This is a genomic window from Bifidobacterium sp. B4111, assembly GCF_026537235.1.
Classification (GTDB): domain Bacteria; phylum Actinomycetota; class Actinomycetes; order Actinomycetales; family Bifidobacteriaceae; genus Bombiscardovia.
In genome coordinates, this window is sequence record NZ_JAFNMO010000003.1 from 25,681 (window position 1) to 48,009 (window position 22,329).

At 57.5% G+C, this 22,329-nt stretch carries 17 protein-coding genes and 1 pseudogene; 5 read left to right on the forward strand and 13 right to left on the reverse strand.

Annotated elements, in window-relative coordinates; translation table 11 throughout:
- Positions 1–114: 114 nt before the first annotated feature.
- The gene (locus J3T93_RS10040; protein ID WP_416378833.1) at positions 115–714 is read left to right on the forward strand and encodes an extracellular solute-binding protein; all 600 of its coding nucleotides are present in this window, start codon (positions 115–117) and stop codon (positions 712–714) included.
- Positions 715–1,847: 1,133 nt separating this feature from the next.
- Here J3T93_RS10040 and J3T93_RS06305 read toward each other — a convergent pair.
- From J3T93_RS06305 to J3T93_RS06335, 7 genes are all read right to left on the reverse strand, one after another.
- On the reverse strand, positions 1,848–4,964 hold the full coding sequence (locus tag J3T93_RS06305; protein ID WP_267430997.1) for a type I restriction endonuclease subunit R: 3,117 nt from the start codon (positions 4,962–4,964) through the stop codon (positions 1,848–1,850).
- Positions 4,957–6,105: a restriction endonuclease subunit S gene (locus tag J3T93_RS06310; RefSeq protein ID WP_267430998.1), complete on the reverse strand. Its 1,149-nt coding sequence runs from the start codon at positions 6,103–6,105 to the stop codon at positions 4,957–4,959. The genes J3T93_RS06305 and J3T93_RS06310 overlap by 8 nt, the downstream gene beginning before the upstream one ends.
- Positions 6,106–6,109: 4 nt before the next feature.
- Positions 6,110–6,901, reverse strand: coding sequence for a hypothetical protein (locus J3T93_RS06315; RefSeq protein ID WP_267430999.1), 792 nt, complete (start codon positions 6,899–6,901; stop codon positions 6,110–6,112).
- A 51-nt stretch (positions 6,902–6,952) separates the two neighbouring features.
- Positions 6,953–8,515: a type I restriction-modification system subunit M gene (locus J3T93_RS06320; protein WP_267431000.1), complete on the reverse strand. Its 1,563-nt coding sequence runs from the start codon at positions 8,513–8,515 to the stop codon at positions 6,953–6,955.
- 918 nt (positions 8,516–9,433) lie between these two features.
- Complete coding sequence (locus J3T93_RS06325; RefSeq protein WP_267399189.1) at positions 9,434–10,084, reverse strand: NAD(P)H-binding protein; 651 nt, start codon at positions 10,082–10,084, stop codon at positions 9,434–9,436.
- 125 nt (positions 10,085–10,209) lie between these two features.
- On the reverse strand, positions 10,210–10,863 hold the full coding sequence (locus tag J3T93_RS06330; protein WP_267399190.1) for a flavodoxin family protein: 654 nt from the start codon (positions 10,861–10,863) through the stop codon (positions 10,210–10,212).
- Positions 10,864–13,335: 2,472 nt separating this feature from the next.
- On the reverse strand, positions 13,336–13,515 hold the full coding sequence (locus J3T93_RS06335) for a hypothetical protein (protein ID WP_267431001.1): 180 nt from the start codon (positions 13,513–13,515) through the stop codon (positions 13,336–13,338).
- Between the two features lie 285 nt (positions 13,516–13,800).
- On the opposite strand from J3T93_RS06335, the gene J3T93_RS06340 reads away from it, so the two are divergent.
- Positions 13,801–14,310 (forward strand): hypothetical protein, encoded by a 510-nt coding sequence (locus tag J3T93_RS06340; protein WP_267399192.1) that lies wholly within the window; start codon positions 13,801–13,803, stop codon positions 14,308–14,310.
- Positions 14,311–14,989: 679 nt separating this feature from the next.
- Here the strand turns inward: J3T93_RS06340 and J3T93_RS06345 are convergent.
- From J3T93_RS06345 to J3T93_RS06370, 6 genes are all read right to left on the reverse strand, one after another.
- Positions 14,990–15,124, reverse strand: coding sequence for a hypothetical protein (locus J3T93_RS06345; RefSeq protein WP_267399193.1), 135 nt, complete (start codon positions 15,122–15,124; stop codon positions 14,990–14,992).
- A 168-nt stretch (positions 15,125–15,292) separates the two neighbouring features.
- Positions 15,293–15,616 (reverse strand): hypothetical protein, encoded by a 324-nt coding sequence (locus J3T93_RS06350; RefSeq protein WP_267399194.1) that lies wholly within the window; start codon positions 15,614–15,616, stop codon positions 15,293–15,295.
- A 281-nt stretch (positions 15,617–15,897) separates the two neighbouring features.
- Positions 15,898–16,965 (reverse strand): hypothetical protein, encoded by a 1,068-nt coding sequence (locus J3T93_RS06355; RefSeq protein ID WP_267431003.1) that lies wholly within the window; start codon positions 16,963–16,965, stop codon positions 15,898–15,900.
- Positions 16,966–17,857: 892 nt separating this feature from the next.
- Entirely contained in the window at positions 17,858–18,412 is a 555-nt protein-coding gene (locus tag J3T93_RS06360; protein ID WP_267431004.1) for a DUF805 domain-containing protein, read from the reverse strand.
- A gap of 205 nt (positions 18,413–18,617) precedes the next feature.
- Positions 18,618–18,800, reverse strand: a complete 183-nt coding sequence (locus J3T93_RS06365) for a hypothetical protein (protein ID WP_267431005.1) — start codon at positions 18,798–18,800, stop codon at positions 18,618–18,620.
- Positions 18,801–18,880: 80 nt separating this feature from the next.
- Positions 18,881–19,972, reverse strand: coding sequence for a hypothetical protein (locus J3T93_RS06370; protein ID WP_267431006.1), 1,092 nt, complete (start codon positions 19,970–19,972; stop codon positions 18,881–18,883).
- A gap of 596 nt (positions 19,973–20,568) precedes the next feature.
- On the opposite strand from J3T93_RS06370, the gene J3T93_RS06375 reads away from it, so the two are divergent.
- From J3T93_RS06375 to J3T93_RS10045, 3 genes and pseudogenes are all read left to right on the forward strand, one after another.
- Positions 20,569–21,036: a hypothetical protein gene (locus J3T93_RS06375; protein ID WP_267399196.1), complete on the forward strand. Its 468-nt coding sequence runs from the start codon at positions 20,569–20,571 to the stop codon at positions 21,034–21,036.
- Between the two features lie 717 nt (positions 21,037–21,753).
- Positions 21,754–21,963, forward strand: a pseudogene (locus J3T93_RS09970) (hypothetical protein); the annotation flags it as partial.
- Positions 21,960–22,211 carry a hypothetical protein gene (locus J3T93_RS10045; RefSeq protein ID WP_267431120.1) on the forward strand — a complete coding sequence of 84 codons (252 nt, stop codon included), beginning with the start codon at positions 21,960–21,962 and terminating at the stop codon, positions 22,209–22,211. The pseudogene J3T93_RS09970 and the gene J3T93_RS10045, both read left to right, overlap by 4 nt.
- The last annotated feature ends 118 nt before the right edge of the window (positions 22,212–22,329 follow it).

Sequence of the window (22,329 nt, forward strand, 5' to 3'; positions counted from 1 at the left end):
AATTCAGCTACGAGGACCTTCCTGAGTACCAGATAAAAAATTGTAAAGGGTATCAGCAAGGACTATGCCAGAGGCACTTGGTCTTCGTAGGCCATCAGCGGCGGCATCTACGGTCTGCCCATGGACCCCGGCCCAATGGCTCTGTTCTGCAACAAGGAGGTTCTCGACAGGGCGGGAGTGGGGGAGCCTCCGAGGACCTGGGATGAATATTGCGAAGCTGCTAGGAAGATCAATGCAGCTGGTTCGTACATCGAGGCCGACGCGGGCGATGCAGGCTTCTTCAAATCCATGATCTGGGCATTCGGAGGCCACCCCTATAGCGCCTCAGACGATGGGCGGAATGTCACCATCAACCTGACAGGCGACAAGGGGACCCAGAGGTTCATCTACTACTTCGGCACCTCTTTCTTCTACCAGCCCATCGTCGACACCGCGACTTTGACTGTGGAGCCCGAGGAGTCCGGACGCGTATTGGGATTCAATGATCTTCTGCAGGCCATCACCGGCTCCATCGGCGTTTCGCTCTTCGGCCAGCTGATGGCCAACGGTTCCATGGGTTCGGGCAGCCTGGCCGGCACCAAGGCCGGTCTGGCCTCCACCTACGCCAACGTCTTCATGATCGGCGGCGTGATCATCCTCGCTGGCATGGTGCTCTTCATCTGCTCCATGAAGATGATCTACAGCCACTCTCGCGTGGCTGAGGACGAGGACTGACCTTCCGAACTGCTGGTTGAGAGAACCGGACCCAGGATTTGCCCCTGAGCCCTGTCCGTGTAAACAGGAGTGCATGAATTCTTTGGTAGGCAGGGACTGGCCAGGCATAGGCATTCATCACTCAATATTCACGCAGTTTGGAACTGCCGCTTGCCGGGGCCAATGCCGTGCTCGGGAGGGTGGATTCGCCTGTTGCCTGGCTAGGCATAGCAGCACGCATGTTGCGTAATCGATAGCTGCGGATTGCCCAAGGTCGGACGGTATGCACGTCAGGCGATTTCAATGATCAAAGTGCCCAGGTCGAGTGTGATGTCCTACAGGAAGTCAACGGCCGCCGCCCGTCCTTCTGCTCTACTGATGCCAGCATTCTCAAGCCTTGCACGCATCCAGACTCTGCTCTGGCCTTTCCCTTCTGGAGGGCGGTTGAATGGCTCAGTGCAGGCGGAGGCGAACATAAGAATCAAGCAGATGTCGGGAAAAGCGAGGCCCATACATCCGTACGTCGGTATTGCGAGATGTGGAGGATCGTGCGATAGGGCGCACGTTGAAGGGGCATCGGGACTGTACGAGCAATAATTTGGTTTGGTTGGCTTTCGTCCCCTGGCAAGGTCTCGTGAGAGTAATTGCTGGCGACCGGCATGACCTGGCTCATGCATGGGGGCGACTCAACCGTTCCGCACTGCTAGGAGATGCTCTACCGGCATTGAAGCGCTTGAGGCCAGGGTGCATGAATTGCAGGGGCAGACGGGTTTCTTGAACCGGAAGATAGTGGATATGAGCAGAATTTTGATGAAGAAGCGACTCAGCCGTTTTTAACAACTGCGGCTAAAGGGGGCTTTGCAGAAAGCCATCCAGGCAATGGGCATGAAAAAGATAGATTACGGCTATCCGGTACTGAGCGATATTGAAGAATTGCCTGTGTGCGGGGCTGAATCGTGAGTTGGCCATAACAGATGTCTAGAAAGGCATAGGTCTGCTCGTATTTCTCAAGCTTGTGCGTCTGGGCAATGTCATGAACCTCGATCGGATAATGGAACGCTGAAACTCTTAAGGCAATAAGAGGTGACGGTGTCACAAAATCAGTGTGCGATCGTTCCTGGCCTATCTAGCGGAACCCACCGCGTTTGAAAGGACTAGACCTGGTTTTCTCCCAATCCTCTGAATCTTCCGAAGAATTCAGAGAGCCTGTCGATCACCTGCTGTTTCTTTTCGCCATGACCGCCTTGCGGGATGAACCTGGACACAGGTGGAAGAATGGTAGCGATCGTTGTGCCGCCGGTCTGCAGTGTCCCATTGCGGAATGCCTCGTCCATGAACCGTTCAGTCGGCTGGGGTTTGAGTCCTTCCTCCCTGATGATGGTCTGTAATTCCTCATCGCGTCTATGGTCGATGAACTCCCGCCACTGGTCATCCACGGTTCCCTTCATTGAAACCGTGTTGACGAAGTCGTCAATCAGGTCCTTCTTGTTGCGCAGGGAGGGGCTTGCCGAGACAGCCTTGTTGATCTCCGTGCGGATCTCCTTGTCCTCGCCGTTGCCATGCTTCTGACGGTACTGCTCCACCAGCATCAGGATATAGTCGACATTGATCTCAACCTGTTTGACCAGTTCGATCTCGAAGGTCAGATCATCATTGATGTTCTCCTTGTCGGCCTCCCCGGCCTTCCGGTACTCGGCATACAGATCCAGGTAGATGCTGCGATAATCCTGGCTCTGGCGCTCGGACAGGATCTCGTTGCCTGCGAAGTCATCGAAGCTGTTGAGGATGTTCTGCAACCTGAGGATGTTCCCGAAGAGGGTTATGAAGTCCTTCTGTGCCTGTTCTCCAGAGATGGGTTGACCGATGGGGTAGGAATCAAGCAGTTCGGCAACCTTGTCTGCATACTCCTTGTGGTACTGCCGGTAGGGTTTGAGCAGGACGATCCCGCATGCTTCCTTGTTCCCGAACAGTTCCAGAGCCTCATTGGTCTCCTGCTCCAGGTTTCTGAAGGAGACGATGTTGCCGTAGGTCTTGACCGAGTTGAGGATGCGGTTGGTCCTTGAGAAGGCTTGGAGGAGTCCGTGCATCCTCAGGTTCTTGTCCACGAACAGGGTGTTCAGGGTTTTCGCATCGAACCCCGTCAGGAACATGTTGACCACGATCACCATGTCGATCTCACGGTTCTTGAGCCGCATGGAGAGATCCTTGTAGTAGTTCTGGAACTTCTCGGCACTGGTGTCGTAGCTGGTCCCGAACATATGGTTGTAATCGTCGATCACATCTTCGAGGAAGTCCCGATCATCCTTATGCAGGTCCTGGGTGCTGAAATCCTCGTCATCCAGTATTCCGTCAGTCTGTGGTCCGTTGGGGGCGTAGGAGTATATGAGACCGATCTTCAGTCTTTCATCGGGGACCAGATCGGCCTGCTGATGTTGGAACTCGATATAGTACCGCTTGGCGGCTTCAATCGAGGCGGTGGCAAAGAGGGCGTTGAATCCATGCACGCGGCGAGATTGCTTGACTTCCTCGACCTTGCGCCGTGATGAGATCACATCACGGACGTTGGTAACAACCGATTGCTGGTAGGAGTCGAGTCTCCGGGTCTTCTGCGCAAAATGCTCGAGAGTGTATTTGACGATCTGATAGATACGACGGTTAGATAAGAGGGCCTTTTCGGTATCGATGCCATGGACGGTGGCAGTGGGGTCGATAGTGTTGTTCTCACCCAGGCTGTCTACATAGTCGATGCGGAAGGGGAGAACGTTCTTGTCGTTGATGGCATCCACGATCGTGTAGGTGTGCAGCTTGTCCCCAAAGGCCTGTTCAGTGGTCCTGAGTTTGGGATTCTTGCCGCTGCCGGCGTTCCTTGCGAAGATGGGTGTTCCTGTGAAACCAAAGAGGTTATAGCGCTTGAAGGAGCGGGTGATCATGGTATGCATGTCACCGAACTGGGATCGGTGGCACTCGTCGAAGATGATGACCACATGCTTCTCATATACAGGGTGGCCGGGGTTGGCATGAATGAAGGTGGACAGCTTTTGGATGGTGGTGATGATGATCCGTGCCCCGGGATCTTCCAGCTGCCGCTTCAGCACCCTGGTTGAGGTGTTGGAATTGGCGGCACCCTTCTGGAAGCGGTCATACTCACGCATGGTCTGGTAGTCCAGGTCCTTGCGGTCGACCACGAAGAGAACCTTGTCGACATCCTCCATTTGGGTTGCTAGCTGTGCGGTCTTGAAGCTGGTCAGGGTCTTGCCTGATCCGGTCGTGTGCCAGATGTATCCGCCCGCCTTGACCGTGCCTAATTGATGGGCGTTGCTGGAGACGAGGATGCGCTGGAGGATGCGCTCGGTGGCCACAATCTGGTAGGGACGCATCACCATCAGGGTATCGTCTGCCGTCAGCACGCAGTACCGGGTCAGGATGTTCAGAATCGTGTGCTTGGCGAAGAAGGTCCTGGTGAAGGCCATCAGGTCCATGATCGGCTTGTTGGCGGCATCGGCCCACCAACTGGTGAACTCGAAGCTGTTGGATGCCTGGCTCCCTACGGTCTTCCGCTGCTTGACGGTTTCGTCGATATGCTGCTGGCGGGTGGTGTTGGAGTAGTACTTGGTCAGGGTGCCATTGCTGATGACAAAGAGCTGGATGTACTCGAAAAGCCCGGAGTCCGCCCAGAAGGAGTCGCGCTGGTAACGGTCGATCTGGTTGAAGGCCTCGCGCAGGTCCACGCCGCGTCGCTTCAGTTCCACATGAACCATGGGCAGACCGTTGACCAGGATGGTCACGTCATAGCGGTTGGAATACCTGGCCGTGCCTCCCTCGGTCCTGCCTGGCACCACATACTGGTTGATGACCTGAAGACTGTTGTTGTGTATATCCTTCTTGTCGATCAGCATGACGTTCTTGGTGGAGCCGTCATCACGGCGGAGCACCTGGACGCTGTCCCGTTGAATGCGGATGGTCTTCTCCCTGATGCCGTCGTTGCTGTCAGCGATGCTGTGCTTGAAGAATCGTCCCCATTCCTCATCAGTGAAGGTCATATGGTTGAGCTCTTCGAGCTGGGCACGTAGGTTGTCGATCAGGTCGGCCTCGGCATGGATGGGCAGATACTCATAAGCTTGGGATTCCAGCAGTGAGATAAGGGACTTTTCCAGGTCAGCCTCCGACTGGTATTCCGTCTGTTCGGATTCGGGCGCCTTATATTCGGCAACCACCGTACTCTCGGACGAGAGGGCGATTGGATTGAATGTGTAGGCTGCTGCTTCACTCATGGCCCAGCTCCTTGAAGGTCAACAAACGATCCCGGTAGTACTCGTACTGCTTATGGCGCGCTTCGATTTCAGCGGGTAGACCGATATTCAGGCTAGTAATCATGCTTGAAAAGTTATTGAGCGTCTGAATGATTCTTCTTTGCGTCAACATGTCAGGGAGAGGAATAATCATCTTCTCAACATCTGATTTCCGTATGGATGGAACAGCTCCTGAGTCATGGGCTAATGAAAACAAGTCAATAGTCTGCATCCAATAATAAAGGTACTCAGATAGGATGATGTCGCCGTTAGGAATAAGCCCCATGACATTGTTGTCGTAAGCAGCTTTGCATTCCAATAGTCTTTTTTTATTTGTGGCTATCGCAGCTCCAATTTTCGGGAAAAGCACTGTTCCTGCGGGCGCAGGATGTATACCAAGTTCGTGGGCATTTTCACTTGAAATGTAGTTATTTGACTTCTTCATAACCATTTTGTTCGAAGGTAGATTCATATCACTTACCTTGTAAAAAGGCAGGCTCCCTTGTTTGCTTCCTTGATAGCCTTTCGGGAATCCCCATCCGCTACGAACTTCGGCAACAGAATTCAAAGCAACCCGAGGAACAGTGACGCTAAAATTAAACAACGAGTAGAGATAATAGCCGTATTGTTGTTCTCTGCTTTCCAGTTCTGCTTCCAGTTCTGCTTCCAGTGAGGTGAATGAGTCAAGGATCCGTACAATCTCTTCTTGTACTCTGAGTGAAGGTACAGGAATGCGAATTCGTTTCAATGTAACCTGTGTCAAGCTTGGCACGCCGCCTGCTTGATTCAAATCTTCAATGTGTTGTGTGAGAAGATAGTAATATAAAAATTTTGGTTTTATAATATCTTTCGCGAGCGTATAAAAAATTGTGTCTACTGTCCAGAATGGGCCATCAACATATGTAATGTTTGCGAGTGAGCCTTTACGGGGGACTAATACAGCGGGGCCACTATTAGCTGCTTTGTTGACGTATCGCATTATGCCGCCGCTGCCATATACAGGGACACTGCCTTCGGCTAGATGTCTGTCAGTTTTGCCGTTGCAGATTTCAGCAACTTTCCCTAGAGGTAAGAATGGTACTGGTCTTGATAGTTGTGTTTTTGTGTTTTTGTTTTCAGACATAATTTCATTGCTCATTATTAATATGTGCTGCATCTTCGTCGTCCCAGCCCAATCCAGTCACCGCTTGAGATAGCTCTTCACTATTGCTTATGTTGTCGAGGATCCCACAAACAAGGCGTCTGAAATTTTCATATTTAACGAGTGCAACATTCTCATCAAAGTCACCGTGGATGACATCGCTTAGATCACCAAATAGTCGATAACCATTTCTAGAAAACTCTTCTGGTATTATACGGTGGATACTATTTACATCTTCAAGTATATCTTTAAATGGCCTTCTTCTGTTATTGTGATTTTTTATGTCGATGTTGCATGCAGAGGCAGTTTGAAATGTGACCTTCTCGAATATCTTCCTCAGATATATTACCGCTCCGGCACCGAGACGGTTGCTGTATGCTCGGTCCGCTTTCTCCAAAAGATCCGCAAACTTTCCCCCCTGTTCTCTCGGATAACAGATACCCCCAGTAAGCCTTTCGCTGCATTGAAGTAGATACACCGTAGGAGAAGCGGAGAGGATCGTGTCTCGGCAACCAATTAAAAACCAGGCTTCAACGTTTGTGGGAGTATATCGCGGACATATTGAGCAACTTAAAATGGCGTCAATGCTAACAAGATGTTCATTTTCGAATAGGCAGGTCAGCTCTTCGGTAGAAGTGAAGGTCCTGTTGGAATTGCATTGTGGACAATAATAGTTACGTCCTATTTTCCCAGCTCTTATTTTCCGAGATGTTCCAGGTTTAATCGGGGACTTACCAAGGAATCCTTCTACTTCATGGTCGTTGGAATTATGCTCCATGCTGAGTACCTCTGTTATTCGCATCTTCCCTCGAGTCTCGGATAATTTCTATCACTTGTTTTCTAAATCGGCGATGATTCTGTCAATCTGCGTGCGCAGCTCTTGCTCGCGTTTGACAATGCCCTCGATGCGTTGGTTGAGCTCGTGGATGTCGACCTTTTTACTGGTGTCCTCGGGTTGCACGTAGCTGGAGACGGCGATGTTGTATTCGTTCTCGCCGATTTCCGAGTTCTGCACCAGTTTGGTCCGGTGTTCCACATCCTGGCGCTGTGTGAACCAGTCCAGAATCTGCTGGCGGTTGTTGCCATCGAGCTTGTTCTTGTTCCCCGAGTGGATGAATTGGTCGGATGCGTCGATGAAGAGCACGGCGTTGTCCTTCTTGGACTTCTTGAGCACGATGATGCAGGTGGCAATCGTGGTGCCAAAGAAGAGATTGGGCGGCAGCTGGATCACCGCGTCGACATAGTTGTTGTCAATCAGGTACTTGCGGATCTTCCGCTCGGCCCCGCCACGGTAGAGCACACCAGGAAATTCGACGATGGCCGCCGTCCCGTTCACAGCCAGCCAGGAGAGGATGTGCATGGTGAAGGCCAGGTCGGCCTTGGAGGGAGGGGCCAGCACACCGGCAGGGGAGAACCGCTCATCGTTGATGAGCAGGGGGTTGTTTTTGCCCTCCCAGTGGATGGAGTAGGGCGGGTTGGAGACGATGGCTTCGAATGGCTCCACATCGCCGTGTGCCGGTGCCGTCAGGGTGTCTCCATGGGCGATGTCGAACTGCTCATAGTTGATGTCGTGAAGGAACATGTTGATGCGGGCCAGGTTGTAGGTGGTCAGGTTGATTTCCTGGCCGTAGAACCCACCCACCTTCTCCTTGCCCAGGACCTTGTCGAACTGGAGCAGGAGGGAACCTGAACCACAGGCCGGGTCATATACCTTGTCGACCCGGGTCTTGCCCACTACGGCGATCCTGGTCAGCAGCTCGGAGACCTCCTGGGGGGTGAAGAACTCACCACCAGACTTGCCGGCCTGCGAGGCATACATGGTCATCAGGTACTCGTAGGCGTCGCCGAAGGTGTCGATCTGCGTTCCCTCGCTGATTCCCAGTTGCATGTCTCCTATGGCATCCAGCAGGCGGACCAGTTTCTTGTTGCGGTCTGCAACCGTCGGGCCTAGCTTGTTGCTGTTGACATCAAGATCGTCGAAGAGCCCCTTGAGGTCGTCCTCACTGGCCGTGCCCACGGCTGACCCTTCGATGTGTTTGAACACGCGCTCCAAGGTCTCGTTTAGGTTCACGTCATGCGGTGCCTGGGCACGCACGTTGGTGAACAGCTCAGAGGGCAGTATATAGAAGCCCTTTTCCTGCACGGTATCATCCCGCCCCAGTTCCGCCTGGTCGTCGGGGAGCCGGGAGTAATCAAAGCCAGGGTCTCCCGCTTCTTGCTCCCCCTGGTTTATATAGGTAGTCAGGTTCTCCGAAATGAACCTGTAGAAGAGCAGACCCAGCACGTAGGATTTGAAATCCCACCCGTCGACAGAACCCCGCAGTTCGGTGGCTATTCGCCATATGGTCTTGTGGAGCTCGGCACGCTGCTCTTCTCGGGTGGTGGATTGCATCGATTTCCTCCTGCTGTGGGGTGGAAGCCGCTCTTCTGCTCCTGGCCGCTCGGCCGACAGATGAGCGGTCCTTCTCATGTTCAGTATATGCATCCGCCGTTTGCCTCAAATCGGGCATGTCCGCACAGGCCGGATGCCTGACCCTGCTCGTTTGCATTCCTGAGATAGGGAATAAACGGGTCTCAGCATTCTATGGATGTCCTTTCGCATTGGTGCGTCGTTGAGTTGTTCTCTCCTCAGTCCTGGCTCAAACCCGATTTGATTCTCTTGAATTCCCATGATTCCAGTGCGTGCAGCCGTGAGGCGGAGAGATGGGGAGGGTGGTCCTCTCCCCTGGGAGCACATACGGGTCCCGGCCTGTAACTAAAAGCCGATGGAAAGGGGCCGCTACGCAGTTCCAAAAGAATCTGCCCCTGGCCTACTATGTGATGCGATCAAGTAAATTCAACCCTGATTAGTAGTTGACCGCTTGACGGGCTTTTCCTTGGGTGCTGCCGGTCATACCCACATCTTTCGCTTTCTTCTTCCGAGTGTTTTTCGGCTTGGGAAGGCAGGCCTTTGGCTGGGCATGCCTCTGGTCGTTCATCGGCGCTGCGATGAGCGCATGTTCTCTATATGCAACGTATGGCCTATTCCGGTCGAATGATTCGTGTGCGGCCGGAACACAAACCTCGCACTTGTATGGCAGACACGAGCGCTGGCAGCGAGCTGCCCCCCCCCCCCTGCTGGTATGACGTGCCGGCGGGGCGGGATGAACAGGGATCGGCCTAATGGAGACCTCAGGAGGGCTATGAACTGTACAGGCGTTTGTGTGACCTGATTGAGGGGGCATCCATCATGTGGATATCCTGGTCATGGTGCCTTTAAAGTGGCCGCCTCCAAGCCGATGTTGTGCTTCGTCCTGGCTCCAAGACGCTCTCAGTAGACGGGCCGGTCGGATCCTTCTGTGGTGGGGTCAGCTATTCCTAGGCTGTCATTCGCGCCGATGGCCGGGTCCTTGACGATACGCAGGATCAGGTCGGCTGCGCTCTTCCTGGATCCGGATACCCCCTTGAAGGTCTCGTCCCGCTTTGTGGTGACATATCGGACCTCGTCGCGGTTCGTCAGCCAGCACAGGCGGAGGGTGGTGTGGTCGAGGCCTGATTCTCTCAGAAGGCGGTCGGAGGCTGCGGCGGTGGGCAGACCCCTGCCGACCATCTCCGCGTTCCATCTGCCAAAGGCGCCCGGGACCTCGCCATAGATGCCGGCGACGTTGGCGAAGATGACGCGGCCCACCTTATTGGCCTTCATGGAAGCTATCACGTTGCGGGTCATGGCGTTGTCGGGGTCGTGGTCGACGACGTCCACGAAAACCAGGTCCTGTCCCTTCATGACGGCATCGATGTCTCTCCGGTTTTCCAGGTCGACCTCGGCCACGGTCACACGGGGGTTGGCCCCGAGCCTGCGGAGACGGTCGCTCTTTCTCAGTCCCAGAGTGAGTGTGACATTTTTGAATTCCGGTTCGGACAGGATGCGGTCTTCGACGATGCGGGCTATCTGTCCGTATGCTGCAAGAATAAGCATGTTCATGGTTTTTCTTTCCTCGTCACTCTTCTTTGTTCGGCCCGGGGCCAGTGTTGAAAGGCAATGACCAGATGCCACAGCCTGCCTGTCCCTCGCAGACTCAGCTTTGCCGTGCCGTTGATCGGCGCAGCCTACTTTCCTAGCATGACTGCCTGCAAGCGTTGAGCCTGGTCCTTGTTCTGGGCGATGCCGACGAGATTGAGCCCGAACCGTTTGGCCACGCGGTCCAAGGTGCCGTAAGTGGAGTTGATGGCCCTGGTCTGGTCGCTGTCCGACCCCTGTACGATCAGGTAGAGGTCGGCTCCTTTGAGATCGTCGTTGACATCGACGTGGTCGATGAAGGTCTTCAGGTATCCGGACATGTTGGACCAGTAGACGGGCGTGCCGATGACAATCACATCCGCTCCTTTGAGCTGTTCCCAGACACGGTTGAAATCCCCGTCGCCCTGCCCGACCTGAGGGATGTGGTGTTCAGCCAGGTTGACCTGTTTGTAGTCCTGACCTCCCATCAGTTCCTTGGCCAGGGAGGAGGTGTTCCCGTCGACATTCTGGCTGGCGTTGAGGAAGACCTTCTTGGTTGCGGCTCCTATGTGCCGCGGTTTGGCGTATGCCCGCCCGGCTTTATCCCCGCCCAGCATGGCGGCTCCTTCCTGGGTCCTGACTCTGGTCTGGTCCAGTGCCGAAGATGGTTCCAAGACCGCATAGCAGATCAAAGCCCCGAGTCCCAGACCCAGCAGCAGGGCCACCGCCAGTGCGGCTAGGGCCTTCCAACGATTCTTCGCCATTTGTGAGCCTTTCTCCCTGGATGGTTGAATGGTATTGCTTCAACCCGGCTTGAAGGCAAATCGCCTTACACTGGCAGCTGAAGGAGTCCATGGCATCACTAGCAAACCGGTCATATGGGTTCTGCAGGGCAGGTTGTCGTCTCCGGCTGAGGTCAGGAGACCACATGGTGGGAGACTGGGGCAGGGCGTGGCGGAGGTTGATCGGCAGCCTCCATATCCGTGCAAGATACATCCGAATATCATGGTCAACTGTTTCTGTCTTCTGATGAACCAGGCTGTCGGCTACATTGTTGTTCTCATTATTTATATGCCGCTGCTGTCCGCTGGCTGACCGCGCAGTGGTTCTCTATGGCACATGCAGGTCTCCATACCCTACCCCCCCCCCCCCATGATTAGTGCTCGGACATAACTAAATTTTTGCTGGTTTATTAGATTGTGGCCATATCCGGCAGTTGGATTGGTCTGCGGGTAATCCAACCTTCCATGGTCGATAGACCCCCGTCGGCCGGGTGGCGTTGCGCCATATCCCGCGCAACATACCTGAGGGGCTGGCTCAGAAGACGTGCCGTGGTCCGCATGTTGCGTCAGGGTTTACCCGTGTGTTTGCCTCCCAGCCAGGCGGGCCGTCTGTATGAAGCCCGACTCTGATTCCGGGGCATGCACTGCGTCCTCCATGCGGTCCTGGCATATCCGGCCATGGTCTTTGACGGTCGTGCCATCGAACAGCCACAGGCGCTCTACAGTACCCGCTCATCCATTTCCCCGATCAGACAAGCGCGGCAGCGGCCCCCGGAACCCGTCAAACGCAGTCAATGGACAGTGGGTGGGGGGTTCTGGTGTGCTCTTCGCCTGTGTGGGCAGACCCAGAACCCGTATTCTTGGCTTGCAGCCTGCCGCGAGGGCGATGCGGCAAAGCCGGCTTCCCCTCATCGGAGGGCTGTTCTCGTGGCTTGCCTTGAGAAGGGATACTGCGAGTGAAGGCGTGAGAAAGATTTAGGAGCAGCAGGATGCAAATCCGCTAAAGATTCGATTGTGATTGAGCGAACCGTGCATGAAGGCCGGCATGTTCAAAGCTGCAGACTCCAATCTTCGTCCACATACAGACTGTGAGGGCTGAGCCAGAGGGCTCAGAACATTCATAATGGTCGCCAGCGCTTTCATGGCGTTCCCTCCCTGGCCAAGGCCAAGCGACAGTTATGGGAGGGGGAATGCGTCAATCCCCTGCCACAAACGCCGACATGACAACACCACGGGCTACATATTGCTTATTGCTTCTGCTTGCTCACCGCTTCTGCTCTAAGTACTTAATCGGCAGCCCATGCTCCACAAAGTGTCCCCCGTGGGGCTCGAACCCACGACCCACGACTTAAGAGGTTGCAGGAAGAAAAGAATGGGATGACCTGGCCTGAAATTGGGTTAAGAGTGGTGCTCATTGCTTTCAGGCTTATAAGGCCTGTATAAATAATCATTTATTGACGCACCATAGTGATTTGCTGGCCGTGTCGGCTTTTTTCGTGTTTAGGGCAGGGAGAGCCGGCATGGAGTTCCCTGAGCATAGGCAGACGACGAGCGGATGGGTCAGTAGCGGACTATTGGGTGGCCTCGCTACGGGCTCACGGAGACACTCCAGCCACGGTGGAGCACTGGTGGTATCTCGTGACCCAGTTCGCCATCTTCATCAGGATGAACCCCGAAGACTTACAGACCCAGGACATCCTTGACTGGTTGACCAGGGGGGGGGGTTCAACCAGCGCGATCAGATCTGGCGTCAACTCCCTGAGATCCTTCTATGGATGGCTGTACAGGGATGGCGTCATACAGGTCAATCCGATGGATGGCGTTCCCGCAGTCAAACGACGATGCAAGTAGCAGAAGCCCGCCCCGCAGGCGGCTGTTGACCGGGGTTTGGACCGTGCTGACCCCCGGGTGCGGCTCCTGGTCAGGCTGTTCTATGAAGCGGGGCTGCGAAGATCCGAGGCCATAGCCGCCAGGACGTATGACCTGATGGTGCGGCTTATGCCCTGGTTAAGGAGGCGACGGAGCGGCCGCCTCACTCCTTCAGATGACGGTTCGCCACGGACGTGTGGAAGGCCACAGGGGATGTGGCTTGCAGTCGCTCCTTGGCCACGAGTCCCTGGCGACGACACAGGCCTACATCTATGACAGTGCCGACGATCTCAGACAGGCAGTCGATGGCATGCTCTCATACCGGAGCCATAAAGGGGTGCGTGTGATGCAGCCCGAGAAGATCCTGGAGGCCTATGGGCCGCCCATACCACTGATCAACAAGATACTAAACGGGCAAGAGCGACGTATACAGGCAGGACACGCTATTCTGCTGACAAGCGCAGATCCAACATGGTTAGAGATTATGGCCGGCTTGGGTCGGAAACCGAGTACTTGGTTTCCAGATCTCTCACCGTGCTTTCCCTGGCCCCGTAGCGGATGGCGACCAGGTCCTCCCTGAGCTGCCTATGTAGGCTTGCAAGGCGTTTTTCTCAGGATCCGGCAGGTCGGGGCGGCTTCTTGGTCGATGACCGTATCGAGGCGCTTATGCAGGGCAAGGTTCAATCGCTTCAGTCGGTCCTCTTGCGCAGGAATGTAACCGGGGTGGTTGTCGGGTATCTGGCTGACGTCGTCAGGGATGTACATGCCTTGGATGATAGGGTGCGGTCATATCCTTCGGGTGCATATTCTTCCACAGCGCGGGGTTGGCCGGCTTTCTGAAGAGAGGAGAAAAACGCAACAGGAATATTCGCTTGGTTGCAAGACCGGGAGGCTTCCACGCTTGTGGGACTTGTTTGTAGCACATATTTGTAGTTCCCCTTAATCAGGGTCAGAATACTGCGGAACGCCTTGAAGCACGGGGTCGAGCCCGAGAAGTTGGCATAAGCCATCGCCCATGTCGTGATCGACGAATGAGCCGAGGACGGGCGGGTGTGCGTCTTCGTCGGGCCGCGTCACGCCGGCGCCTTGGAGCAGGACTACATTGAGGTGTTTGCCGACACTGCGGCCAACCAGCGGGGAGGGCGACATCTTCCATGCGATGACGGCCCAGGACCCGTGGAGGATCTGAAACGCATACCGAAGGAGGAGACCATGAGTGATCTGAAGGTGGATCCGACCCCCATGGAGCTGGGGGAGCGGGATCGCGCACGGCTCGAGAGGCTGGACAGGATGGCCGAGCGGGGCGAGATCCGGCCGGTCGGCAGGCCCCGACGCTGTCTGGCTTCTTCGGGGCCCATCAGCGCGGAGGAGTTCGAGGCTACCATGGCCTTGGGCCGTCCCCGCAGCGAGGAGGGCACCCGGACGGTGACGACCTGGAGGGTCCGCACACCCGAGGACCTGGACAAGCGCGCCAAGGCCCAGGCCGCGAAGGAGCATCTCCCGCTGTCGGCCCTGGTCCGCAAGGCCATGAACGTCTACCTGCAGCAAGCCGCCGCCTGACACCCACACACACCCACAGGTCTCCGTACCAAAACACTCGGCACGGAGGCCTTCCCCCGTATGTGGCAGATCCATGAAGGGGCTTGGCCATCGGATGCCGGGGGCAAAGCCTCGGCGGCAACCCCTCCGGGCGTCCGCATCCATCCGGATGCGGGTCGCCGCCATCGGCCTGACCCCACCATCCTGCCACTGTGCTCGCTCACGCACCAGACCGGAGCGTCCCGATTCACGCCCCGCCCTGCGGACGTGGTGGCCCAAAGCATGCCACGCCACCAACCGGCCGGTCGCGTCCCGATCTGCACGCGGGTTCACCGCTCCGCTCACCCGCCGGTCTCCGGCCGAGCACGTTACACAGGCCGTGGCCCTTCTCGACACCGTGGCCGCCACCAACCCGAACGCTCATACGAATGTCCTCGCCCTGCAAGCGACCCTGCTGTGGCTCGACGTGCGAAACGGGCAGGCACAGCAAAGGGTCGTCGGCGCCTTGCGGGACGACCCGTGGAACCGGATGGCCAACTCATGTTCAAAGCCGCCTCGGCCGGGGTTCACCCCGCTGGGTCCACTGAAGAAAGCCCGGCTCCCTGACGGGGCCGGGCAGGGGGGCAAGCCGCCGTCGGACCGTCTTTCGACGGGCCGGGCCTTGTGCTTGGCGCACGCCTGCCGCACTTCCCCGGGGGATTCACGCCATGCCGCCAGGGCCGACGTGAGCCCCTGTCATCTTCTCCTCCTTGCGCTTCAAGTCGTCGCGCTCCCGCGACGTGGACTCCGCGGCCAGCTGCTTCACCCAATCGTTCTGGGCCTTCGATAGCTTCATGCTTCTCCTTCCGGATCTTTCCCGGTTACACCCCCGTTTTCCACTCACATGGGGCGAACCTGTAGTCGACACGAAACGAGGGTAACAATATGAATCTCATAGAAACGGGGTGCAACCGGCTGACCGGTCACGGCCGGCCCGCGTAAAAGAACCCCCGGGGGGTTGGGGTTAGAGACCCGCAGCCCATGCCTGTAGCCAGTCGGACTTCTGATGGTGGACATCGCAGTTGAACTGCTGGTCATGTTCGGTGATGACGCCTACGGAGACCATACGGCACTGGGCCTGGCCGACCTGGTCGGGGTGCGCCTCGTTGAAACGCACCGTACAGTTGCCGTTGGCCTCGTTCAAAGCCTCCTGCGCGTGGGCGACACCCTCGGGCAGCATGGACACACCCGTCTGCGCAAACGCATTGTAGACACTGTTCAGATCCCCGCCGGGGCCGAACGCCCCGTCATTGTTATCCCTGTAGGCCCAGCTGACCTGGGTGGCCATGACACCACCACCGCCGTCGGAACTGCCCCACCGCCGCCGACGAACGCGATGGGCGCGCCGGCCAGCATCGTGGCACCCTCCACGGCCACGCCCTTGCGGACCGTGCCCGAAGCCAGACGCCGGAGCCGGCCGACCCGGATCCGTAACTCTCCTGGTAACTTCATTATGTTTCCCTTCCGATATCATGAAGGGGACGGCCTCAATGGTCGCCCACAAATAACGCCAGCGGGATAGGAACCGTCCAAAGCAACCAGTCCCGCCGGCAAATTCTTTATATTTCATTAGCCGATACCACAAACTCCAGCCGAATTACAGGCTTCTCCATATGGTTTGTGATTCTGCACCCATTGGTTCCAATCGAATCCACCACTTCCCCCTCCTTGCGGTGCTGCTGGTACGGGTGCGGCCGGCGCCGGCGCCGGCGCGGGTGCTGGTGCGGATCCGCCACCGCCACGGTTGTATGAAGGCGTGTAACCGCCACCCGAATAGGAGGGTGCAGCCTGTTGGGCCTGCGCGTGTTGCGTCGGCTGTTGGGCGGCCTGGTCGGCCTGGTTCTTCTGTTGGATGGAGGCGTTCACCTGGTCGATGGCCGACTGGAGGGCGCCGGCCGCGTCCTGGTAGGCTTTCGCCTTGTCGCCTTTGATGCCGCCGGCCTGGCTGATGGCCTGCTGCAGGCTGTCGCGGACGGCGTTGTCCGCCACCTTCCCGTCCGAATCGTTTAAAAGCTTTGAAGCCTCGTCCTTCTTCGCGTTCAAGGCCTTCCTGGCGTCATCCAGGCTTTTCGCGTCACGGGAGGCCAGCACCGCCTTCGACGCCTTGTCCAGGCTCCGATAAACATCGTCCATCTTCTTCGCCTTGCCGGCCATGGCCTGCAGGTCGTCTGTGGGCATGGACGCCTCGCATCTGAAGGCCTGGGCCTGGGTGTGCTTGGCCTTCCCGACGGCCTTGGCCATATCCGTCACGGTCTTCGCGTCCTTGACCTGATCCGTCTTCACCGCCGCGGCCTGAAGGTAGCTGGAGGAGGCCGCCTCGGCCCGCTGCTCCGACCCCTTCACAGCGCGCACCTGCCGGGAGCACTGCGCCAAGGCCCGGTCGTGGCTCCTGTTCGAGGACACCCTCCAAACAGCCAGGCCGAGGCCAACGCCCAATACGGCCACAACCACTACGATGATCACCGGCACCAGCCACCTCGGGCGGAGCTTCCCTGCCGGGCCCGGATCATTCTCGGGTTCGATGGCTGGCGGCAGACTGGCCCCGCCCGGCTCCGGATGTTCCCCCTGCGCTTGGTCGTTGGATTCGTTCATGTCGGTTAGGGTCTTCGTCTCCCGGTCGTCCTCTTCCTTGCTCATGATCCCTTCTTCCTGTCGACGCGTACAGGGGTTCCCGCATCACCAGCTTAAGATACCCGGAACCTTGCCATCCCATAGGATGTGATGTCACGCGACTTCCCCGATCGGCATACGCGATCCCCGGGGATGTCCACGGACCCGACTCTACGCCGATGCGACCGCGCGGGGCCGGGTGGGGTCGTCGTCCTCCTGGGTTGGTCACGTTTACTCGTGCGCCATCTTGTGGAGGACCTTGCCCAGGCACTCGTCCGAACTCATGGGAGGCTTCCGCGTAGGCTCTGAAGCGTCGTGCTGTTCTCCGGGCTCCATGCATGAAAAGGCGTTGGCAGGGTCGAAGGGGTTGCTTTGCTGATGCCCCTATGGGCCTCCCTTGAAAATCAGGGGGGGGGGAGGAGACCGGGGAAGGATAATCGGATGACGGCTGTGGGCCGATATCAAGGCGGGGTGAACCCGCCATCATGGTGGGCCGGAATGCCTGTAATCGCGCCGGTTTCCTGCGCCGACAGCTCGCTGTCCGAACATGTAGCGCCGTGAGGTTTGGCTGTCTATCGAAGTATGCGCCGGGGCGGCAAGGGGAAAAGAGACCGCCCCGGCTTGTCCGCCACGAGGATCCGTGACGGCGTAACAGCGGAGGAGCCGAGATGAGGGGATCAAGTCCGCTTCCCCGCGCATCATCTCGTCCGCGTCGGCCAGGACGCAGGCGGGAAGAATGAAGCATCGGCGGCGGGAAGGAGCCCGTCAGCCGGCGTGTCCAGCCATCCCCGAGATGAGGGTGGCGCCTCTGCCGGGCCGAGAAATAGAGGCAACTAGAGGTAGGAGGTTACCAAAGAAGTCTGAGAAGGAAGTGCTCAAGGGGCGCGCCGCGCCCTCGGCAGGCGCGGCGCGGATGCCGTCAGCGGGGCTGCCCGTACCATTGGTTGGCTTGGTTGTTGGGCATGGCTTGATTGTTGGGGTATTGGACCGGCTTGTACCGGGAGGGCCAGCACAGGATGAACAGCTGGCAGACCACGGCGGCCAGGAGCATGAACATGCCGGGGACCATGGATCCCCTGGGCTCGTCGCCTTCGAGCATGGCCATGAGCGTGTTGGCCAGGAGGATTATGGCCAGGATATTGAACAGGTAGGGCACGACCACCAGCCAGCCGGGCAGGAGCAGGTCGTGCAGCCGCCGCATCTCCAGGGCGATGGAGGGGATGATGCACGCCAGGCCCCACAACAGGGGGATGATGGTCAGGGCGCCGCTGTGGAACAGGCCGCCCAGGCAGCCGGACATGAAGGCGTACCAGATGTTGAACACCCAGACCTCCTTGCGGCTGGCCCGCCCCCGGGCGCGCGCATACAGGCGGAACGGCCGTTGCAGGCATTCACGCAGGGTCGCGTCGGGCATGGCGTCCTCGCCACGCATCAGGTCCGTCCGGGCGGGACGGTTCTCGAACAATGCAATCATGATTGATATAGTCCTTTCATGCGGACCTTTTGTTGGACCGCGAACAGTTGTTGTTGGAATAGGGGACGGAGCGGGCGGCGGCCTGGTGAAGGGGCAGAAGGCCGCCGGACTTCCGTCGGTCCCGTCCGGGAGAGGGAAGAGGACGAACCCCGGGCGGGAGGAATCAGGGGGTCCGCGCCCTTTCAAGGGCGCGGATCATGCATACTCAGCGGAACTGGTTATCCCGTTGGTCATTATCGTGGTCCTTGCCAAGGGCGTGGGCCAGACCGGGTTGGGCGACCGTGGCGTACAGGTGCTCACGGCCCTGGGCGTCGCGGCGGATCGTCCTGACCAGGAGGAAGCCGCCTCCTAGCAGCATCCAGATGACGGCGGAGCCGGTGACGGCCATTATGGTCGCCCATAAGTAACGCCGGCGGGATGGGAACCGTCCAAAGCAACCAGTCCCGCCGGCAAATTCTTTATATTTCATTAGCCGATACCACAAACTCCAGCCGAATTACAGGCTTCTCCATATGGTTTGTGATTCTTCAGTCTTTCGCGCCAGTTTGAAGTGTCTTCTTGCGGTGCTGCTGGTGCGGGTGCTGCTGGCGCGGAGCCGCTGCCGTGGTTGTATGAGGGCTGGCGGGAGGGCGTGTAGCCTTGCCGCCCCGGGCTGTTGGAGGGCGCCGAACGTTGCTGGGCGGCCGACGCCGGCGCCGCCTGGGCGGCGGCCTGTGCTTGCTGTTGGGCGGCCTGGTCGGCCTGGTTTTTCTGTTGGATGGACGTGTTCACCTGGTCCATGGCCGACTGGAGGGCGCCGGCCGCGTCCTGGTAGGCTTTCGCCTTGTCGCCCTTGACGCTGCCGGCCTGGCTGATGGCCTGCTGCAGGCTGTCGCGGACGGCGTTGTCCGCCACCTTCCCGTCGGAATCGCCCAAAAGCTTGGCCGCCTCGTCCTTCTTCCCGTCCAAGGCCGCCCTCGCATCCTCCAGGCTCTTCGCATCATGGGAGGCCAGCACGGCTTTCGCCGCCTTGTCCAGGCTCCGGTAGACGTCGTCGGTCCTCTTCGCCTTGCCGGCCATGGCCTGCAGGTCGCCTGCGGGCATGGACGCCTCGCATCTGAAGGCCTGGACTTGGGTGTGCTTGGCCTTCCCGACGGCCTTGGCCAGGTCCTTCACGGTCTCCGCGTCCCTGACCTGGTCCTCTTTCACGGCGACGGCCTGAAGGTAGCTGGAGGAGGCCGCCTCGGCCCGCTGCTCCGACCCCTTCACAGCGCGCACCTGCCGGGAGCACTGCGCCAAGGCCCGGTCGTGGCTCCTGTTCGAGGACACCCTCCAAACAGCCAGGCCCGCCACAGCCAGCACCGCCACGACCACCACGACGATCACCGGCACCAGCCACTTCGGGCGAGGCTTCCCTGCCGGGCCCGAACCGCCTCCAGGCTCCTGACCATCCACCGGCTCTATGGCCGGAGGCAGACCATCCTGGGCCGTCCCCATGCTATCCTCCTGCGGAGGCTGGCCGCCGGGTTCGTCGGCATCGGCCAGGGTCCTAGTCTCCTGGTCGTCCTCGTCCTTGCTCATGATTCTCTCTTCCTGTCGACGCGTATAAGTATTCCCGCATCATCAGCTTCAATACTCAGATCCGTGCTACAGTGAATCCCATACATGTTCGAATATTCTTGTTTCAATGAACCGGCTTTTCCGGTGATGGAACTTGGCTGATAGTCGCCGGTCTCTATAGGTCCTGAATATGCGCGCCCCGGTTACGCCGGGGGTTTTCTTTTCCAAACATCCTTACCTGGTATGAGGATCCGCTCTGTACCCTTGGGTGGTATGAAGCGTCCTTGCTGTGCGTAAGGACGCGCTTCGCCCCAGCAGGACGTCTAGACCGCCGTTGGCGGCATTTCATCTGCTCTGTGCCTCCTCCTTCACGCCGACCTGGACTCTGTCGGCTCATTCAGCATCGACGAGCTCTGTGGATGTTCGCGTCATTGCCGGTTGCAATACAGGCTTCGGCCGCAACTGCTAAGACATCTCTAAGAGAGAATACATCAGAATTCTAATTTTTTACAAATCCTTTAATTTATTATGCTTGAACTCTGATACTCCAGAAGGAACCAGACATTTTTCCCAGCTTATCGACATTTTTCCCAGCTTATCGAAGAAGGGCCCGAAACGTGATCGTCACTGTCCGAAAAGGGCTTGACTGTATCGTAAACTGGCTTTTGATGAAATCTAGCAGATGGCATCAAGCCGATAAGGAGTCGGTTGTTCTGATCAAGAGCTGGCTTCATGAAACGGGTTCCGTCACCTCGATCACTGACCTGGCGGAGCTTTTAGGCTTTTCTGCCGCAAAAATGTACAGCGTCATGCATATGACCGGTGTTCCGCTGACCATAGCGGAATTCGCCATGGTCTGCGCGCACTTCGGCAAGGATCCGACGGAGCAGTGCATGAACATCTTCTCCAAATGCGGCTATGACCTGAAGCCGACGCATGAGCACCTGCTGAAGGAGGCCGATGGTGGCAGACGCTTGAGCGAACGCATACAGAATGCCCTGAACATCTATCGGCAGGAAACGAATCATCAACGAGAAGAGTCCTTCTGCGGCAGAGCGGATATGCGAAATGAACGTCAGGGTTGACCCCCCCCCCCACCACTGACAGACCACGCACGCCATGGGAGCAGGATATTATGTTTCTGGCCTATGCTTGCCTGCCGATAATGCCATCTTCTATTGCATCCGGGGCAGAAGCCGTACCGGGAAGACCCCAATGGTGGCGAATCGCCCACAACCGGCCAATCTGATCCGCACCTTCCGTATGTTGATGTCTTTCATCTCTCGGGCGTGAATATAAAAACCGCAGCCATGTGTAATCCTACATAGAAGCAAGCGTCCCAGAGATGCCTGATAGTTGCTGAGTGAATTAAGCGGAAGCTGCCGATCCGAGACTCCGATTCCAAGCGGGCTGATTCACAGTGTCCGCAGGTCGGCTGTGTGGTGATCGAACGATGATCACTGCTGGGGCTGGCTAGGCTCAGGCAGTGTGAAGCGGCAGATTGCCATGGGGGTGAAGGCTTTGATGATTTCGGCTGTGTTTATGTATATTGTGGTTTCGACTTGGTAAACATCCACACAGCGTTTTGGTTGCGCCGCTTCTGATTTCTTCCAGCAGGCCTCCGAAGCGTTGACTACTCCGTGGCATGAGCAGGAGAGTGGCATGACTGGGTTGGCCAGTGATTCCAAGCATGAGCAATCAATCAATGATGGCATGTTCCCGGATGCGGGGCGGGGCTCGGGCGGAAGCACGGAGTGAATGACTTCGTCCTCATGGACCCATCCATGGCGGATGTGGTTCAGGTTGCCTTTGCCTTGGGTGTGCAGCGCATGGCCAGGCATCATGCCATCGTCAAGAAGCTCGGCTCGGTTGAGACTCTGGGGTAGGCATCGGTGATCTGTTTTGATAAGACGGGGACGCTGACCCGCAATGAGATGACCGTTGAGCGGGTGGTTGTCCCCTCGGGGCAGGTCCGGCTCACTGGCACCGGGTACGCTCCGAGGGAGTCATGCAGCCGGTCGAGGCCAGCGGGTCGGATGATCGACAGCTGGCGGATGCTATTGGCTCATCTCTGGCTGAGGCAGTGGAAGAGACCCTGATGGCCGGGACTATCTCCAAGGACGGAGACCTGCATTGGCAGGCGGGCGTGACCGTGCCTCTGCTGGCCGCCCAGCTGTTCAACGCGCTGGCCTCTCTGGTCCTAGTCGCCCTGGAGCTGCGCAAACTAGCCATGTGGACAGTCAAACAACTACGGGCATAATCGCTTCTTCCCGATGCGATAATTGGAATTGACATTGTCGCATCGGGGTTTGTTCTCTCCATGGCCTCATCTGTTGCTCGAGCCTGTACCTGCACCTGTCCCCGATTATCCGCATACT

Bases quoted from the DNA above. Each gene is read 5' to 3' on its own strand.
- J3T93_RS06365 (WP_267431005.1), bottom strand. From the start codon at position 18,800: ATGGCCGTCACCGGCTCCGCCGTCATCTGGATGCTGCTAGGAGGCGGC.
- J3T93_RS06355 (WP_267431003.1), bottom strand. From the start codon at position 16,965: ATGAGCAAGGAAGAGGACGACCGGGAGACGAAGACCCTAACCGACATG.
- J3T93_RS06305 (WP_267430997.1), bottom strand. From the start codon at position 4,964: ATGAGTGAAGCAGCAGCCTACACATTCAATCCAATCGCCCTCTCGTCC.
- J3T93_RS06360 (WP_267431004.1), bottom strand. From the start codon at position 18,412: ATGATTGCATTGTTCGAGAACCGTCCCGCCCGGACGGACCTGATGCGT.
- J3T93_RS06325 (WP_267399189.1), bottom strand. From the start codon at position 10,084: ATGAACATGCTTATTCTTGCAGCATACGGACAGATAGCCCGCATCGTC.
- J3T93_RS10045 (WP_267431120.1), top strand. From the start codon at position 21,960: ATGCAGCCGGTCGAGGCCAGCGGGTCGGATGATCGACAGCTGGCGGAT.
- J3T93_RS06335 (WP_267431001.1), bottom strand. From the start codon at position 13,515: ATGTACATCCCTGACGACGTCAGCCAGATACCCGACAACCACCCCGGT.
- J3T93_RS06370 (WP_267431006.1), bottom strand. From the start codon at position 19,972: ATGAGCAAGGACGAGGACGACCAGGAGACTAGGACCCTGGCCGATGCC.
- J3T93_RS06310 (WP_267430998.1), bottom strand. From the start codon at position 6,105: ATGTCTGAAAACAAAAACACAAAAACACAACTATCAAGACCAGTACCA.
- J3T93_RS06350 (WP_267399194.1), bottom strand. From the start codon at position 15,616: ATGGCCACCCAGGTCAGCTGGGCCTACAGGGATAACAATGACGGGGCG.
- J3T93_RS06345 (WP_267399193.1), bottom strand. From the start codon at position 15,124: ATGAAGCTATCGAAGGCCCAGAACGATTGGGTGAAGCAGCTGGCCGCG.
- J3T93_RS06315 (WP_267430999.1), bottom strand. From the start codon at position 6,901: ATGGAGCATAATTCCAACGACCATGAAGTAGAAGGATTCCTTGGTAAG.
- J3T93_RS06330 (WP_267399190.1), bottom strand. From the start codon at position 10,863: ATGGCGAAGAATCGTTGGAAGGCCCTAGCCGCACTGGCGGTGGCCCTG.
- J3T93_RS06320 (WP_267431000.1), bottom strand. From the start codon at position 8,515: ATGCAATCCACCACCCGAGAAGAGCAGCGTGCCGAGCTCCACAAGACC.